This is a genomic window from Streptomyces parvus (assembly GCF_014648875.1).
Lineage (GTDB): Bacteria > Actinomycetota > Actinomycetes > Streptomycetales > Streptomycetaceae > Streptomyces > Streptomyces parvus.
Genome location: NZ_BMRY01000001.1, coordinates 568,019 through 584,175, shown reverse-complemented (window position 1 = coordinate 584,175; position 16,157 = coordinate 568,019). Strand labels below are relative to the sequence as shown.

8 protein-coding genes are annotated in these 16,157 nt (G+C 73.2%); 3 read left to right on the top strand and 5 right to left on the bottom strand.

Annotated features, from left to right (window positions below; all coding sequences use genetic code 11):
• Positions 1-31: 31 nt before the first annotated feature.
• The 4 genes from IE140_RS02515 to IE140_RS02500 are packed head-to-tail and all read right to left on the bottom strand — an operon-like array spanning position 32 to position 11,658.
• Complete coding sequence (locus IE140_RS02515; RefSeq protein WP_093444931.1) at positions 32-1,333, bottom strand: M18 family aminopeptidase; 1,302 nt, start codon at positions 1,331-1,333, stop codon at positions 32-34.
• Positions 1,330-7,068, bottom strand: a complete 5,739-nt coding sequence (locus IE140_RS02510; RefSeq protein WP_150194724.1) for a MupA/Atu3671 family FMN-dependent luciferase-like monooxygenase — start codon at positions 7,066-7,068, stop codon at positions 1,330-1,332. Before IE140_RS02510 ends, IE140_RS02515 begins: the two co-directional genes overlap by 4 nt.
• Positions 7,065-10,292 carry a type I polyketide synthase gene (locus IE140_RS02505; protein ID WP_150194726.1) on the bottom strand — a complete coding sequence of 1,076 codons (3,228 nt, stop codon included), beginning with the start codon at positions 10,290-10,292 and terminating at the stop codon, positions 7,065-7,067. The genes IE140_RS02510 and IE140_RS02505 overlap by 4 nt, the downstream gene beginning before the upstream one ends.
• On the bottom strand, positions 10,237-11,658 hold the full coding sequence (locus IE140_RS02500; protein WP_093444998.1) for an MFS transporter: 1,422 nt from the start codon (positions 11,656-11,658) through the stop codon (positions 10,237-10,239). The genes IE140_RS02505 and IE140_RS02500 overlap by 56 nt, the downstream gene beginning before the upstream one ends.
• Positions 11,659-11,740: 82 nt before the next feature.
• Between IE140_RS02500 and IE140_RS02495 the strand changes: the two genes are divergently transcribed.
• Positions 11,741-12,742 (top strand): LuxR C-terminal-related transcriptional regulator, encoded by a 1,002-nt coding sequence (locus IE140_RS02495; protein WP_032763482.1) that lies wholly within the window; start codon positions 11,741-11,743, stop codon positions 12,740-12,742.
• Between the two features lie 216 nt (positions 12,743-12,958).
• On the opposite strand, the gene IE140_RS02490 is transcribed toward IE140_RS02495, so the two are convergent.
• The gene (locus IE140_RS02490) at positions 12,959-14,629 is read right to left on the bottom strand and encodes a fumarate hydratase (protein ID WP_032763481.1); all 1,671 of its coding nucleotides are present in this window, start codon (positions 14,627-14,629) and stop codon (positions 12,959-12,961) included.
• 245 nt (positions 14,630-14,874) lie between these two features.
• Between IE140_RS02490 and IE140_RS02485 the strand changes: the two genes are divergently transcribed.
• Entirely contained in the window at positions 14,875-15,570 is a 696-nt protein-coding gene (locus IE140_RS02485; protein WP_150197353.1) for a DUF1707 SHOCT-like domain-containing protein, read from the top strand.
• Positions 15,571-15,741: 171 nt separating this feature from the next.
• Positions 15,742-16,113: a WhiB family transcriptional regulator gene (locus IE140_RS02480; protein ID WP_093444928.1), complete on the top strand. Its 372-nt coding sequence runs from the start codon at positions 15,742-15,744 to the stop codon at positions 16,111-16,113.
• Positions 16,114-16,157: the final 44 nt, after the last annotated feature.

The window sequence follows — 16,157 nt, the reverse complement described above, 5'->3', positions numbered from 1 at the left end:
CTCTACCAGCTGCTCTTCTGCCGGAGTCCGGTCAGTCCCCGACCATGATCGTCGTGAGGATCGCGGCGAGGTACCCCGGGTCGCGCACTCCGCACAGTTCCCGCGCCGAGTGCATCGACAGGCCCGGCACCCCGACATCCACCGTGGTGACGCCGAGGCGGGCCGCCGTGAGCGGGCCGATCGACGTACCGCAGGGCATCGCGTTGTTCGAGACGAACGGCTGCCAGGGCGCCCCGGCCCGCTCGGCCGCCGCCGTGAACATCGCGATGCCGGTGGAGTCGGTGGCGTACCGCTGGTTGACGTTCACCTTGACCGTGGGGCCGCCGTTGGGCAGCGGGCGGTGGTCGGGGTCGTGCCGCTCGGAGTAGTTCGGGTGCACCGCGTGCGCCATGTCGGCGGAGACGCAGAACGCGCCCGCCAGCGCCCGCGACCAGTCCTCGTCGCTGCCGCCGCGCGCCGCCACCGACCGCGACAGGATCCGCTCCAGCATCGGGCTCTGCGCACCCGTCTCGGAACCGCTGCCGACCTCCTCGTGGTCGAAGGCGGCCAGCACCGGGATGAACGCCGGCTGTGCGGCTCCCGTCGCCGCGTCCACCAGCGCGGTCACCCCGGCGTGCACCGAGATCTGGTTGTCCAGCCGGGACGCCACCACGAACTCCCGGTCCACGCCCAGGTATCCGGGCGGCTGGATGTCGTGGAGCATCAGGTCCCAGCCGAGCACGTCCGCCGGGTCCTCCCCGGCCGCCGCCGCGACCCGGCGCAGCAGCTCGCCCTCCCGGGGCTCGCCCAGCGCCCAGATCGGCGCGATGTGCCGCTGCCGGTCCAGCGCCACGCCCTCGTTCACCGAACGGTCCAGGTGGATCGCCAACTGGGGTACGCGCAAAAGGGGTTCGTCGATCTGGACGAGGCGGCTGCGCGGCACGCCGTCCGGACCGCGCAGGGCGAGCCGGCCGGAGATGCCGAGGTCGCGGTCGAGCCAGGTGTTCAGCGGCACCCCGCCGTAGATCTCCACCCCGATCTGCCGCCACCCCGAAGTCCCGGTGTCCGGCGCGGGTTTGATCCGCAGGTTCGGCGAGTCGGTGTGGGTGCCGACGATCCGGAACGGGGTGTGGGCGGCCGCGCCCTCGGGGACGTACCAGGCGATCAGCGCCCCGGCACGGCTGACGAACAGGCCGCCGGTCGCTCCGGTCCAGTCGTCGGTGCCGCGCAGTTCACGGAACCCGGCCTTCTCCAGACGCTGGGCCGCACTGGCCACCACGTGGTACGGAGAAGGGCTCGCGGCGATGAAGGAGAGCAGGTCGTCGGTGTGGCTGCGGTGGGGGGCCGGAGTCATACGGCGTCCGCCTTTCCGGTGTTCGGCAGTGACAAAGAGGGTCGCTCCGCGAGAAGTTCCCGCACCGGCCGGTCGGGCCGGGCGCAGAACTCCGCGAGCAGGTCGGTGTACGACGCGAGCAGGTCGTGGGCGGTCGTGTGGTCCCACAGGTCGGTGGAGAATTCCAGGAACGTTCGATAACCCTTCGCGGCGTCCCGGCGCGGCGCAAGCCCGAAGCACAGCTCGCTGCGGGAAAGCGGCGGTGCCAGATCGGCCACCTCGACCCGCAACCCGGGGATCTCGATGTCCGTGTCGACGGAGTTCTGGAAGGCCAGGACGTGCGGCACCCGGTCGGGGACGCTGACAGCGCCCGCGTCCCGCATCGCCTGCATGATGCGGGCCGTGGGCAGCACATGCGCCATGGCGCCGAGCGCGCCCGCGCCCGTACGCACCGCGAGCTCCGCGCACGTCTCCCCAAGATTGGCTGAATCCAGTCGTACGCGGACCATCACCGCTGTGGACGTCATCGCCACGAGCGACTCCGAAGCGGTGCCCTCCCGGTTGGCGTACGGCACGCTCAGCAGAGTGTCCTCCTCGCCCGACAGCCGGGTCAGGAACACCCCGAGGGCGGCCGCCGCGACGGCGAACGGGGTGGTGCGCAGGTCGGCGGCGAGCTTCTCCACCGCCGCCCGCACGTCGCCCGACGCGACCCCGCGCACCGTGTCCCCGTGGCCGCTCAGCTTCTGCGGACGCGGCCGGTCCGTCGGTACGGGGACGGCGGACGGCACCCCGTCCAGATAGCGGGCGCAGAACGCGGCCCGCTCCGCCTCGGCCCCGGGCTCGTGGTGCTCCCGCTGCCACCGGGCGTACCCGGGCGCCTGCATCGCCGGGTCGGGCAGACCGTGCGGGACGCCCGCGGCGGCGGCCGTGTACAGCGCGGCGATCTCCGCGAGCAGCAGGGACAGCGACCAGCCGTCGGCGCACACGTGGTGCAGGACGAACATCAGTTCCCAGCGGTCCTCCTCGACCCGCAGCAGCCGCAGCCGGGGCACCAGGGGCCGCCCCAGCTCGAAGGCGACCGCCGCGTCCGCCCGGCACAGGGCGTCCGCCCGGGACCGCCGCTCACCGGCGGGCAGCCCGGTCAGGTCCTCCACCGGCAGCGGCACCGGCCCCGCCGCCACGACCTCCTGCCACCAGGGCCCGTCCGGCGCGTCCTCCTGGACGAAGCGGGTCCGCAGCGCGTCGTGCCGGGCGATCACCCCGGACACGGCGGACCGCAGGGCCGCCGGATCCAGCGCCCCGGTGAACGTGATCCGCGTGGGGACGTTCCACACGGCGGGGTCGGGCATGGTGTGGTGCCCGGCGATCATCCGGGCCTGCTGGTCGCTGACGGGGGCGCGGTCGACGGCGGGGGGCTCCTCGGCGGCGGGGGCCTCTTCGGCGGTGCTGTCCTCGCCTGCTGCCGTTGCCGGTGCCTCGGGCCCTTCGCCGCCCGCCAGTTGCCCGGTCATCGCCCGCAGCGTGGCCTCGGCGAAGAAGTCCGCCATCGGGTAGTCGACGCCGAGGGTGTCCCGGACCCGGTTCACGAGGCGGATCGCGGCGATCGAATTGCCGCCCAGGTCGAAGAAGTTGCTGTCGTCGGGGAAGCCGCGCACGCCGAGGAGGGACTCCCAGATCTCACGCAGAAGGGTGGCGGTGTCCGGGGCGGCAGCCTGCTCGCCCGGCGCGGCGTCCTCGCACGGGACGGCCTCCTCGCCCGGTGCGGGCTCCTCGCCCGGCGCGGCTGTCACCGCGTCCAACCGCTCCTCCAGCTCCGCCAGATACCCGTCCGCCGTCGCCGCGTCGAACAGGTCCGCGTCGTACCGCAGCCGCAGCCGCAGACTCCCGTCCGGGGCATGGGTGGCCATCAGCGCCAGCTCCAGCGGCGCCGACTCCGTCCCGGCCGCCACCCCCTCCGCCCGCAGCCCGGGCAGTTCGATTCCGGCCAGCGCCGAGCGGTCCAGATCGACCGAAACCGTCACCAGCGGCCGTGGGTTCCCCGGGTCGGGGTGGACGGCGGCGACCAGGGCGTCCAGGTCCACCCCGCTGTGCTCCTCCGCCGCGAACAGCGCCCGGCCGGTCGCCCGTACGGCCTCCGGCAGCGGGGCGGCGTCCGTCGCGGAGAGCGCCAGCGGCAGCAGGGCCACATGGAAGCCCACCGTGTCCACCGTCTCCGGCCGACGCCGCCCGAACGTCGTGCCCAGCAGGAACGCGTCCTGCCCCGACCGCCGCCGCAGCACCGACTGCCACGCCGTGCACAGCGTGGCGAACAGGGTCACGCCCTGCTGCCCGCTCCACTCCCGCAGCCGGTCCGCCCGCTCCCGGCCCACGCTCCGGGCCACCGCCCCTCCGCGCCCGGCCACCCGGCGCCCGCGCGGCCGGTCCGTCGGCAGGGCCAGCACCGGGGGCTTCTCGCCCAGCAGCTCGCGCCACCAGACCAGGTCGGCCGGGTCGTGCGGCGGCTCGGGCGCCCCGACGGTCGTCCCGGCGGGCCGGGCGAAGACCGGCGCGCGTCCGGCGCGGGCCGCCGCGTACAGCTCCCGGAGGTCCCCGGCGATCAGCGCGGCCGAGTGCGCGTCCGTGACGATGTGGTGCATCCCGAGGACCAGGACGTGATCGTCCTCCGCCAGCCGGAGCAGCCGGGGCGTGAACAGCGGCCCTCCGGCCAGGTCGTAGGCACGGTGGCTCTCCTCGGACAGCAGCGCCGCGACCGCCTCGTCCGGGTCCTGCCCCCGGGCGTCGGACACCGCCAACGGGATGCGGAGCCCCTCCCGGACGACCTGGACGACGCCCGCCTCGTCCTCGCCCCGGAACACCGTCCGCAGCCCCGCGTGCCGCTCGACCAGGCCGTCGACCGCCGCCCGCAGCGCCTCTACGTCCAGCGGGCCGCGCAGCCGTACGGCCTGGGTCTCGTTGTACGCCGCCGGGTTCTCCAGCAACTGCGCCGCCAGCCACAGCCGCCGCTGCGCGGAGGTGGCGGGCGCGACGGTCTCCCGGCCCTGCCCCCGGGTGTCCCGGGCCACGCCGACGCGCTCCCGGGTCCGGCGGCGCAGCACGTCCAGATGCTCCAGCCCCGACCGCAGCCGCTCCCGGTCCATCCCGAAGTCGACCAGCGCGGCGATCTCGTCCACCCCGGCCCCGTGCAGCGCGGCCACGAACGGGGCGACGCTGTCCGGCGTACCGATCAGGGCCCGCCGGTCGCAGTAGCGGTCGTACGCCCGGCGGAACAGGTAGTCCAGGTCCTCCTCGCTCGCCGCCGCCACGTCCTCGCGCCGCTGCCCGGCCGCCGTCGCCGCCGAGCGCATCAGCAGCGAGGACCGCAGGTAGCGCACCATCGGCTCCAGCGCGTCCGCCCGGGCGGTGGCGTGGTCGTCGCCGAGATACGTGTGCACCAGCACCGTCACCCGCCCGGCGTCCGGGTCGAGCCCGCACGCCGCCCGCGTACGCCGGTAGAGCGCGATGTTCGCCGCCAGCTCGTCCACGGTCTGGCTCATCAGGTTGGTGACGACCCCGAGACCGCGCCGGGCCGCCTCCTCGTACGAGGCCGGCTGCCCGGAGGTCGCCAGGAAGAACGGCGGCTCCTCCTGCACCGGACGCGGCCGGATCAGGATCTCCGCCTCCGCGCCCTCGCCCGTACGCCGCCGCACCGCCTCCCCGCGCCACAGCCGGCGCACCTCGTCGAGGTGGTCGAAGGCGATCCGCCGCCGGTCCGCGAACCGGTCCGGGTGCAGGGCGAAGTCCCGGGCGTGCCAGCCGGTGGCACAGCCGATGCCGACCCGGCCGCCGGAGAGGTTGTCGACCACCGACCACTCCTCGGCGACCCGCACCGGATCGTGCAGCGGCAGGACCACCGAGCCCGCGTTGATGCGGATGCGCCCGGTCTCCCTGGCCACGACGGAGGCGAGCACGGAGGGGTTCGGGAAGAGCCCGCCGAAGGAGTCGAAGTGCCGCTCGGGCAGCCAGACGGAGGAGAAGCCGTGCTCGTCGGCGAAGCGCACGGTCTCGAAGAGCGCGTCGTACGCCTCCGGAGTGCCGGCTCTGTCGGCCCCGGCGGATTCACCGGTCTCCGGCTCCGGGTAGTCGCCGAAGAAGTAGACGCCGAAGTCGGGTGCGGGGCGTGGGGCGTCGACCGGCTTCACCGCCGCGCCCGGGCGGGGAGCGGACCGGGGAAAGAACCCGCCGTCGCGCAGTTCGCGCAGCGATCCCTCGACGGCCTCCGCGACCCGGTTCACGTCCTCCTCCGTGTGAGCGGTCGAGAGGTAGAAGCTGCGCCACTCCCATACGTACACACCGCGCAGTTGGAGGTGGTGGTAGAGCAGCTCCAGGTCCGCGCGGTGCCTGAACCGGAACATCGACCCGAAGTGCTCCAGCTCCAGCGGGAATTCCTCGTCACGGAAGAAGGCGTTGAGCCGGTCCGCCAGCGCCTGGGTCCGGTCGTTCAGTCCGCTCTGGAGCCCGGGGCCCCGCTCGGTGAGATGGGTGAGCACCGCGCGGGCCGCTGCCATGGACAGCGGGTGCTGCATGTACGTACCGCCGATGAACGTGGTCTCCCGCGCGGGCCCGCCGGGCTCCCCGTACCGCCAGAACCCCCCGTCCACCCCGTCGAGCAGATCCGCCCGCCCGGCCACCGCGCCGATGGGGAAGCCCGCGCCGAGCGCCTTGCCGTACGTGGCGAGGTCCGGCACCACACCGAAGTGGTCCTGCGCACCGCGCTGGTGGGGCCGCAGTCCGGTCAGCATCTCGTCGAAGAGCAGCACGATGCCCCGGCGCGCGGTGAGTTCACGGAGCGAGCGCACGAACTCCACCGGCCGCAGGCCCGGGTTGCGGCACTGCACGGGCTCGACGAGCACGGCCGCGATCGTGTCCCCGAGGGCGTCGATCGTCTCCAGGGACTCCTGCTCCCCGTACTCCAGCACGATCAGCTCCGCCACCGCACTGTCCGGGATGCCCCGGGAGACGGGCACCGCGTGCTGCCCGGGACCGCCGGGGCGGCCGAGGACGGAGTCGATGTGCCCGTGGTACGAGCCCCGGAACATGACGACCTTGTCGCGCCCGGTCGCGGCCCGGGCCAGCCGGATCGCCGCCGAGTTCGCCTCCGTACCGGAGGAGGCGAAGGCGACCCGCTCCATGCCGGTCAGCGAGGCCAGCAGGGCGGCGGCCTCCCCGGTGTCGGGGGACCGCGGGCCGAAGCGCAGCCCGTCGGCGAGGTGGCGGCGCACGGCCTCGGTGACCGGCTCCGCCTCATGGCCGAGCAGCAGCGCGCCGAAGCCCATGGTGATGTCGGTGTACGTGTTGCCGTCCACGTCGACCAGCCGGGAGCCGTGCGCCGAGCGGGCCGCGACCGGGTACAGCATCTCCTTGGTGGCGTCCCGGAACCCCACGACGGCCCGGCTGTCGGCCAGCACCGAACGGTGCTGCTGGGCCAGCTTCTTGGAGGTGCGGGTGCGTTCGGTGAACCGCCGGATCAGCGACGCGGTGTGGGCCCGCTGAGCCTCGTCGGCCCCCGCCCCGGCCATGCCGCCCGCCGCGTCCACGACGAGCCGGGGTCCATGCGCGCTCGCGTCGGCGGGCGGCTTCTCCTCCGGGGTCTCCGTCGCGATCTGCGCGCGGGCCGCCGCCAGCCGTTCCGTGAGCGCCCGTGACAGCTCCGCCGCCCGGGCCACGGCCTCGGAGGCCCGTGCCGCGGCGTCGCCGGACGCGGGTGTCCCCGCGCTCATCGCGCGTCCGTCCCGGTGGTGCGGGCCGTCAGCAGGGCGACGGCATCGGAGAGCTGGGTGAGCATCGCCGCCTGGGTCTCGGCCAGTTGACGAATCTGCTCGGACAGGGCCGCGACCTCGGCCTGGGTGGCGTACCCGGGCTCGTCGGCCACGGGTGCCGCCACCGCTGCTGCCTCCGGGACGGCCGCGGGCACCGGAACCGACACCGACACCGGCACCGACGCCGGAACCGACGCCGGCACCGTCGCGGGCACCGCCCGCCCGGCTATCAGCGCGGCCGTCAGCCGTGGTGTGCCCGCCTCCTCCAGGACCTCCCGCATGCTGATCTCCGTGCCGAACTCGGCCTCCAACTGCCGTACCATCCCGATGAGCTGGAGCGAGTCGGCACCGAGGCCGACGAACGTGCGGTCGGCGGAGACCTCGTCGGGACGGTGGCCGAGATGGCGCGCGGTCAGCTCCAGCACCCTTTCCAGTACGGCCTGTTCGGTCATGCGGTCCTCCGTGGAGCGTGCGGATGGGTGAGCGTACGGTGCGGGCCCCCGCCAGTGGGAGCGCCGCCGGAAGGGGTACGGGGGCAGCCGGACGCGCCGGCCGCCGCAGCCGTCGAGCAGCGCAGCCCAGTCCACCCCGGCGCCGGCGCAGTGCAGCGCGGCAACCGCCCGCTCCCAGTCCCGCGTCGGTACGCAGACGGCGTCCGGCGACGCCCGGCGGACCAACCCCGTGAGCACGGCGGACGGGCCCAGCTCCAGCAGCAGCGGCGAGGAGGTCAATTCCCCCAGCACGGCGGCGAAGTCGGCCGTCCGGCGGGCCTGCGCGACCAGGTACGCGGCGTCCGGCCGCCACCCGGCGGGGCGGACCGTGCCGTCGATGCCGTCGACGAACTCCGTGTGCAGCGGGCGCGTTTCCGTCTTCTCCGCCAGCAGCCGGAACTCCTCCAGTGCCGGATCGAGCAGCGCCGTGTGGAACGCCCGGTCCACCGCCAGCACCTCGTACACCTCACCGCCCGCCGCCAGCAGCTTGCGCACCGCGTCCACCGCCGCCGGGGAGCCGCCCAGCACGTGGTGCGTGGCACCGTTGACCACGGCGAGCTCAAGACCGGGGACGGCGGCCAGCAGCTCCCGCACCCGGGTCCGGGGGACGAACGCGGAGACCATCGCGCCCGGGGCGGACCGTTCCTGCATCAGCCGCCCGCGCCCGCATACCAGCCGCATAGCGTCCTCCGTGTCCAGCGCCCCGGCCACGCAGAGCGCCGCGTACGCGCCGACGCTGTGCCCGGCGACCCGGGCCGGGGTGACCCCGAGCCGCTCCCACAGCCGGGCCTGGGCGAGCTGGAGGGCGAACAGGGCGGGCTGCGCGAAGGCGGTGTCCCAGCGCGCGGGGCCCTGCCCGCCGACGATCCGGCCGAGGAAGTCGTCCCGCCCGGTCTCCTCCGCGTACACCCGGGCGCACGACGCCAGTACCTCGGCCACCACCGGGAAACGCGCGGCGAGTCGGGCGCCCATGCCCGGGTGGCCGCCGCCCTGCCCGCTGAACAGGAACACCGGCGCCGGGTCCCGTACGCCGTCGGCGACCCCGGTCGTGTACGCCTCGCCCGCCGGGGCCCCGGACAGGAACGCCTCCAGTCCGGCGACCGGGTCCGCGGCCGTGACGACCAGCCGGTGCGGCAGGAGCCGCCGCCCGAGCGCGGTGGTGGTCAGCAGATCGGCGGGGGAGGGGCGGGCCCCGCCCGCCAGGTGGTCCCGCAGGGCGGTGGCGTACGCCCGCAGCGCGTCCCCGTCGGCGGCCGACAGCGGCAGCAGCGCGGGCACGGGGGCCGCCGACGGCACGGGGGGCCGCGGCACGGCCTCCGGCGCCTGCTCCAGGATCACGTGAGCGTTCGTACCGCCCATGCCGATGGAGTGCACACCGGCTCGCCGCACCCCCGCCAGCGGCCAGTCCCGCTCCCGTACCGGCAGCAGGAACGGGGAGTCGTCCACCGCCAGCGCCGGGTTGGGCCGGGCGAAGTTCACGAGCGGCGGGACGATCCCGTGCCGCAGCACCTCCACGGCCTTGATCAGCCCCGCGAGCCCCGCCGCACTGTCCAGATGGCCGATGGCCGGCTTCGTCGAGCCGAGCGCGCAGAACCCGGTCCGGTCGGTGTGGGCGCGGAACGCCTCGGTCAGGGCGGCGAATTCGATCGGATCACCCTTCAGCGTCCCCGTACCGTGCGCCTCCACATATCCGATCGACGCCGCGTCCACGTCCGCCGCGCGCAGCGCACCGAGCACCGCGTCCCGCTGCCCGGCGACCCCGGGAGCGGCGAACCCGCCCTTGCCGGAACGGCCGCCGGCCGTCTTGTCCGCGCCGTCGTTGGTGACCGCCGAGCCCAGGATCACCGCGTGCACGGTGTCGCCGTCGGCCAGTGCCCGCTCCAGCGGCTTCAGGAGGACGGCGGCGGCCCCGTTCCCGCCGACCGTGCCGTCCGCGTCCGCGTCGAACGCCCGGACCGTGCCGGTGGGGGAGAGCGTGGAGCCCTTCACCGGAACACGGCCGCTGACCTGCGGCAGATGCAGAGCGGCGGAGCCCACCAGCATCAGGTCCGCGTCCCCGGCACGCAGCGCCTGGCAGGCCAGATGCACCGAGACCAGGGCGCTGGAACAGGCCGTCGACACGGTCAGCGCGGGCCCGGTCAGACCGAGGCGGAAGGCGGCCCGGGTGGCGGTGAAGTCGGTGTAGTTGCCGACCTGGACCTGCTTGGCGGTCATCCAGTCGCCCGAGCCGGCCTCCGCCGCGAGGTGGTTGGCCAGATAGCTGTGCAGCGAGTACAGGCGATAGCCGGAACTGCCGTACACCCCGATCCGTACGGAACCGGTGCCGCCGCCCGCGCAACGCCTTCCGGAGCCCGCGTGCCCGCTCCCGCCGCCTGCGTACCCCCCGTCCTCCAACGCGTGGAAGCAGCACTCCAGGAACAGCCGCTGCTGCGGATCGGTGAGCTCGGCCTCCCGCCCGCTCATCCCGAAGAACCCGGCGTCGAAACCGTCCACGTCCGCGAGTGGCGCGCTCGCACCGCCGAACCCCGGCTGCTCGTACTCCGTCGCCGGGACCCCCGCCGCGGCGAACTCGGCCCGGGTGAACCGGCGTACATGGCTCTTGCCCGCCCGGATGTCGCGCCAGTACGCGGCGGGGGTGTCAGCCCCGGGAAACCTCAGCGCCGTCCCGATCACCGCGATCCGGTCGTCCTTCAACGGCTTCTTCCTTTCGCAGCCCCGCCTGCCCCGCCCCGCCCGCGCGTCCACTCGGACCCGCGGGCTCCGCCCGTCGCAGCGCCGCCACCCGCAGCAGGAACACCACGGCGACGACGATGGCGGCGCCGTGGGACCACCCCACCACCGCCAGCGGGGAGAACCGGTCGAGGGCCGCCGCCACCAGGATCATGCCGACCCCGAAACCCAGGTTCTCGAACGTGGCCGAAAGACCGAAGGCGTGACCGCGCAACGTGGCCGGAAGTGTCTGGAGATGCGAGGTGTACGCGACCTCGGTGAGACCGTCCGCGGCCCCCGCGATCAGCGCGATCACCGCCGTGACCGCCAGCGGGAATCCGGCGAACGCCGCGATGAACGCGGCCGACATCACCACCGTGCCGTAGCCGAATCCGAGCGCCCCCACGGTCTTGCCGGTGCGCTGGGTGTACCGCTGGATCACCTGCTGGGCACCGATGTTGCCGAGCGCCCACACACACCAGAACGCGCTGACGAACACCGCCGGGTTCGACGCGTCCAGCGAGGTGGAGTAGATCGGCAGCGCCGCGTTGTGGGACGCGGAGCCGAACGCGTCGACCCCGCGCAGGGCCACCATCAGGCCGAGACCGGGAGCGGCGGCGAGCGCCAGGAAGGCCACCGGCCGCCACCGCGGCCCGCCCTTCCCGCCCCGCTCGGCCTTCCCGGCCTTCTCCGGCTTCCCGGCGTCGGTGCCGGACCCCTTGCCGCCCCCCGCGATCGGCAGCAGGGCCACCGTCACCGCGCAGATCACGAACGTCGCCATGTCGAGCAGGAAGGCGGCGGTGTACCCGACGAGGGACACCACCACACCCGCCGACGCGAACCCCGCCACCATCGCCAGCGAACGGCCGGTGATCGAAAGGGAGTTGGCCCAGGCCCTGCGGTCCTCCCCGACCATCTCCGGGATCGAGCTGCGCAACGCCACCATGAACAGCGTCCCGCACGCCCCGATCACCACCGAGACGGCCATCAGCGCCCCGGTCACCAGGCTCTCCGGCGCCAGAATGAGCAGCAGCATCACGCCGCCCTGTCCGACATTCGCCCACAGCATGATGCTTTTCGCGCTGAAACGGGCGAGCAGTGCGCCGACGACCAGTCCGGCGACGAATCCGGAGCCCAGCCGCACCGCCATGAACAGCCCCATGGCCAGCGCCCGGCCCGTCGTCTCGTAGACGAACAGATTGAGCGCGACCATATTCAGGAATGTGCCGTACGAAGACACCGCGTATCCGCCGACCAGGAATCGAAAACGGCGCTCGGAGACCGCCGTGTCCCGGGCCTTTCGGGATCCGTCGTCCGGCTCGTCCGCCGTCGGCCCGTCCGCACTCTCGATTCCAGAAGTCACCCGCTCATACTCGTCGAGCGCGGGAGCCGGGCGGGAGACTCCCGATTGCACAAAGGTAATCTGCATCCTTGTGAAGGACGATCATTCCCCCTCACCGGTATGCGATTGCCGTGAATCACCCTCGGACCGGTCGATACCGGAACAACCCTGCGAGGCGGCGCTCGCGACCTATCGCCGTGCGCTGACGCAGGGCAGTCTCCCGGCCGCCGCCGCCCCCTCCTGTCTGCTCTCCCTGCACCTGCTCGTCGCCGACCGGGACTCGCCCGGCCGCCTCATCCCCGTACCGCCGGAGACGGCCTCGTTCGCCGCGCTCGCCCCGATCGAGGAGGCGATCGTCGAGCAGCGCCGCACCCTGCGCTCCGCCCGCGCCACCCTCGCCGCCTTCGAGGGCCTCTACGCCGAGGTCCACCGGCCCGAACGCCCCGCCCTCACCCGGCTCTCCGGCGAGGCCGTCATCAGCAAGGCCCTGGACGCCGGGGTCAGCGGCTGCCGCGCCGAGGTCCGCACCGCGCACCCCGGCGGCGGACGCCCCGCCCACGTCCTGGAGCAGTCCCTCCCGCGCGATCTGAACAACCTGCGGCGCGGCATCCGCCAGCGCACCCTCTACCAGCACACCGTCCGCTCCGACCGCACAACGCTCGCCTACATCGAGCAGGTGACCGCCGAAGGGGCCGAGATCCGGACGCTGCCCGAGGTCATGGACCGGTTCATCGTCTTCGACCGGGACCTCGCCTTCATCCCGTTCTCCGACGAACCGCACACCGCCCTGCGCGTCCGGCACCCGTCGCTGGTCCGCTTCCTGGTCCGCCACTTCGACGAGGCGTGGTCCCGCGCCGTGCCCGTACGCCCCGAACGCGCCCCGCTGCGCACCCCCGTCGTCACCTCCGACCTCCAGCGCGCGATCCTCCAGGCCGTCGTCAACGGCGAGACGGACGCCGCCATCGCCCGCCGGATCGGCATGAGCCGCCGCAGTGTCGCCGAGCACATGCGCAAGGTCTCCGAGCAGCTCGGCAGCAACAGCCGGGCCCAACTCGGCTACCTGGTCGCCACATCGGGCCTGCTGGACGACTGAGAGGCGCTGAGAGGCGGAGAGAGGCGGAAGAGGAGGCGGAGAGAGGCGGAAGAGGAGGCGGAGAGAGGCGGAAGAGGAGGCGGAGAGAGGCGGAAGAGGAGGCGGAGAGAGGCGGAAGAGGAGGCGGAGAGACGCGGGGAGGCGACGAGTGGCACCGCGGGACGGCGAAGGGGCCCACCCGCGAGGGAGGGCCCCTTCTCACTCACGTGCCACGGGTCAGGCCAGACCCGGACCCCGTACCGGAATGCTGGTGAACGTCGGAGCCGGGGCGGGCTCGGTGAAGAAGTCGTTGCCCTTGTCGTCGACGACGATGAACGCCGGGAAGTCCTCGACCTCGATCTTCCAGACCGCCTCCATGCCGAGCTCCTCGTACTCGACGACCTCGACCTTCTTGATGCAGTCCTGGGCGAGCCGGGCCGCCGGGCCGCCGATCGAGCCGAGGTAGAAGCCGCCGTGGGAGCCGCAGGCGTCGGTGACCTGTTTGCTGCGGTTGCCCTTGGCGAGCATCACCTTGGAGCCGCCCGCCGCCTGGAACTGCTCCACGTAGGAGTCCATCCGGCCGGCCGTCGTCGGGCCGAAGGAACCGGAGGCGTACCCCTCGGGCGTCTTCGCCGGGCCCGCGTAGTACACCGGGTGGTCCTTCAGGTACTGCGGCATCTCCTCGCCCGCGTCCAGCCGCTCCTTGATCTTGGCGTGCGCGATGTCGCGGGCCACGACCAGCGGGCCGGTCAGCGAGAGCCGGGTCTTGACCGGGTACTTCGTCAGCTCGGCCAGCACCTCGTCCATCGGCCGGTTGAGGTCGATCTCCACGACGTCCCCGCCGGCCTCGTCGAGGTGCTCGTCGGTGGTGTCGGGCAGGAAGCGCGCCGGGTCCTTCTCCAGCTGCTCCAGGAAGACGCCCTCGGCGGTGATCTTCGCGGTGGCCTGGCGGTCCGCCGAGCAGGACACGGCGATCGCGACGGGCAGCGAGGCGCCGTGCCGGGGCAGGCGCACCACGCGTACGTCGTGGCAGAAGTACTTGCCGCCGAACTGCGCGCCGATCCCGATCTTCTGCGTCAGCTCGAAGACCTTCTCCTCCAGCTCCTTGTCCCGGAAGCCGTGCCCGGTCGGGGAGCCCTCGGCGGGCAGCTCGTCGAGGTAGTGCGCGGAGGCGTACTTCGCGGTCTTCAGTGCGAACTCCGCCGACGTGCCGCCGACCACGATCGCCAGGTGGTACGGCGGGCAGGCCGCGGTGCCCAGCGAACGGATCTTCTCCTCCAGGAACTTCATCATGGAGGCCTCGTTCAGGACGGCCTTCGTCTCCTGGTAGAGGAACGACTTGTTGGCCGAGCCGCCGCCCTTCGCCATGAACAGGAACTTGTACGCGCCGCCGTCGGTGGCGTACAGCTCGATCTGGGCCGGCAGGTTGGAGCCGGTGTTCTTCTCGTCCCACATGGTCAGCGGGGCCATCTGCGAGTAGCGCAGGTTGAGCTTGGTGTACGCGTCGAAGATCCCGTGCGACAGGGCCTCCTCGTCACCGCCCTCGGTCAGCACGTTCTGCCCGCGCTTGCCCATGACGATCGCCGTCCCGGTGTCCTGGCACATCGGCAGGACGCCCGCGGCGGCGATGTTCGCGTTCTTCAGGAGGTCCAGCGCCACGAACTTGTCGTTGGAGGACGCCTCCGGGTCGTCCACGATCCGCCGCAGCTGCGCCAGGTGGGCCGGGCGCAGGTAGTGCGAGATGTCGTGCATCGCCTCGGCGGCCAGCGTGCGCAGCGCCTCCGGCTCGACCTTGAGGAACGTACGGCCGTCGGCCTCGAAGGTGGAGACACCCTCGGCGGTCACCAGACGGTACGGCGTGGTGTCCTCCCCCAGGGGGAGCAGATCGGAGTACGCAAACTCTGCCATGACGGCCATTCCTCACTCGGCGACAGCGGCTGACCTCCCTCGGGCAGCGCGTCCACCAGGGTAGAACGCCGCCTTCGGGTGGATCCTGTGAGGTAAGGCTCACCTGGACGCGGACCGGGCGGTGGGACGCGCCGGCCGGAGGCGTGGGCGCGCCGGTCGGGAGGCGAGGGCACGCCGGTTGGGAGGCCTGGGCGCGCCGGTCGGTGGGGTAGTCGCGATCTATCGCGTTTGGGTACGCTGGGCCGGTGGACCTAGAGAAGCAGCCCCAGCAGCCCCGCGAGCCGGCCGTCCCACCGCCCGCCGACGTCCTGGGCGCCGACGACATCCGCGCCTCCGACGCCGACCGCGACCGGATCGCGGACATCCTGCGGGAGGCGATGGCCGAGGGCCGCCTGACGGCGGACGAGCATGCCGAGCGGGTGGACCTGGTCTACCGGGCCAAGACCGTCGGCGAACTCCAGCCGCTCGTCCGGGACCTGCCCGCGTCCTCCGGTTCCACCGCGCAGAGCCCGGGCCCGCGCCCGTACAGCTACGGCCCCGAGGCCCCGGAAGGCCCCGCGGACAATCTCGTCGCGGTCTTCAGCAGCTCCGTCCGCAAGGGGCGCTGGCGGATCGGCGGCCGGACGAACGCCTTCGCGCTCTTCGGCACCGTGGAGATCGATCTGACCGAAGCGCTTTTCGGCCAACGCTTCACCGTCATCAATGCGACGTCCATCTTCGGCAGCGTCGAGGTTCGCGTCCCGGAGAACATCTCGCTGCGCGGCAACGGCACCGGTGTGTTCGGCGGTTTCGAGGTGAAGGCGCTCGAATCCACGGACCCGGAAGCCCCGGTCGTCGTCGTGAACGGCTATGCGGTGTTCGGGAGTGTGGAGGCGAAACCGAAGCGGGGAAAGTTCGTCGCGGATCTCCAGAAGCGGCTGGGTAAACACCTGGGCCACTGAATACGACACGACGGACGACCTCCGGTAATCAGCCAGAATGCCGCGGGGGCGCATTGCGGTGAGTCGCGCGCCGGTGCCACTCAGTGCATAGGCGTACGCACAGCGGGTAGGGAGTGCTGCATCGACTCTCGCTCGCGAAGCCGTAGCCGTAGCCGTCGTCAGGAGTAGCCCGTGCTGCAATCGCCGCATCAGCCTCTGCAGGTCGCCGCCGTTCCGGCCCAGCGGACCCCCGCTCGGGAGGACGATGCGGGCCCCTGGCATTCCGAGGCGGCCTGCCGCCGCGACGAGGCGGGCCTCTTCTTCGCCCCCTCCAAGGAACCCACCGCCGCCCGGCTGGCCCGCGAAGAGGCCGCCAAGCGGGTCTGCGGCGGATGTCCTGTCATGATTGAGTGCCGGGAGCACGCGTTGGTGCAGCCCGAGCCGTACGGGGTGTGGGGCGGGCTCACCGCGGCCGAGCGCCGGGTGGCGCTGGCCCGTCGGCGACGACGGGACATCGAGCTCACGGCCACGACGACGGCCGAGCGCATAGCCGCGGCGGGCTGAAGGCGTACGCGAAGGGGGTGCGGGGAGCGAATCGGCTCCCGGCA

What these genes read in the sequence shown, in the direction of transcription:
- IE140_RS02515 (WP_093444931.1), bottom strand. Translation starts at nt 1,333, where the DNA reads ATGACTCCGGCCCCCCACCGCAGCCACACCGACGACCTGCTCTCCTTC.
- IE140_RS02510 (WP_150194724.1), bottom strand. Translation starts at nt 7,068, where the DNA reads ATGAGCGCGGGGACACCCGCGTCCGGCGACGCCGCGGCACGGGCCTCC.
- IE140_RS02490 (WP_032763481.1), bottom strand. Translation starts at nt 14,629, where the DNA reads ATGGCAGAGTTTGCGTACTCCGATCTGCTCCCCCTGGGGGAGGACACC.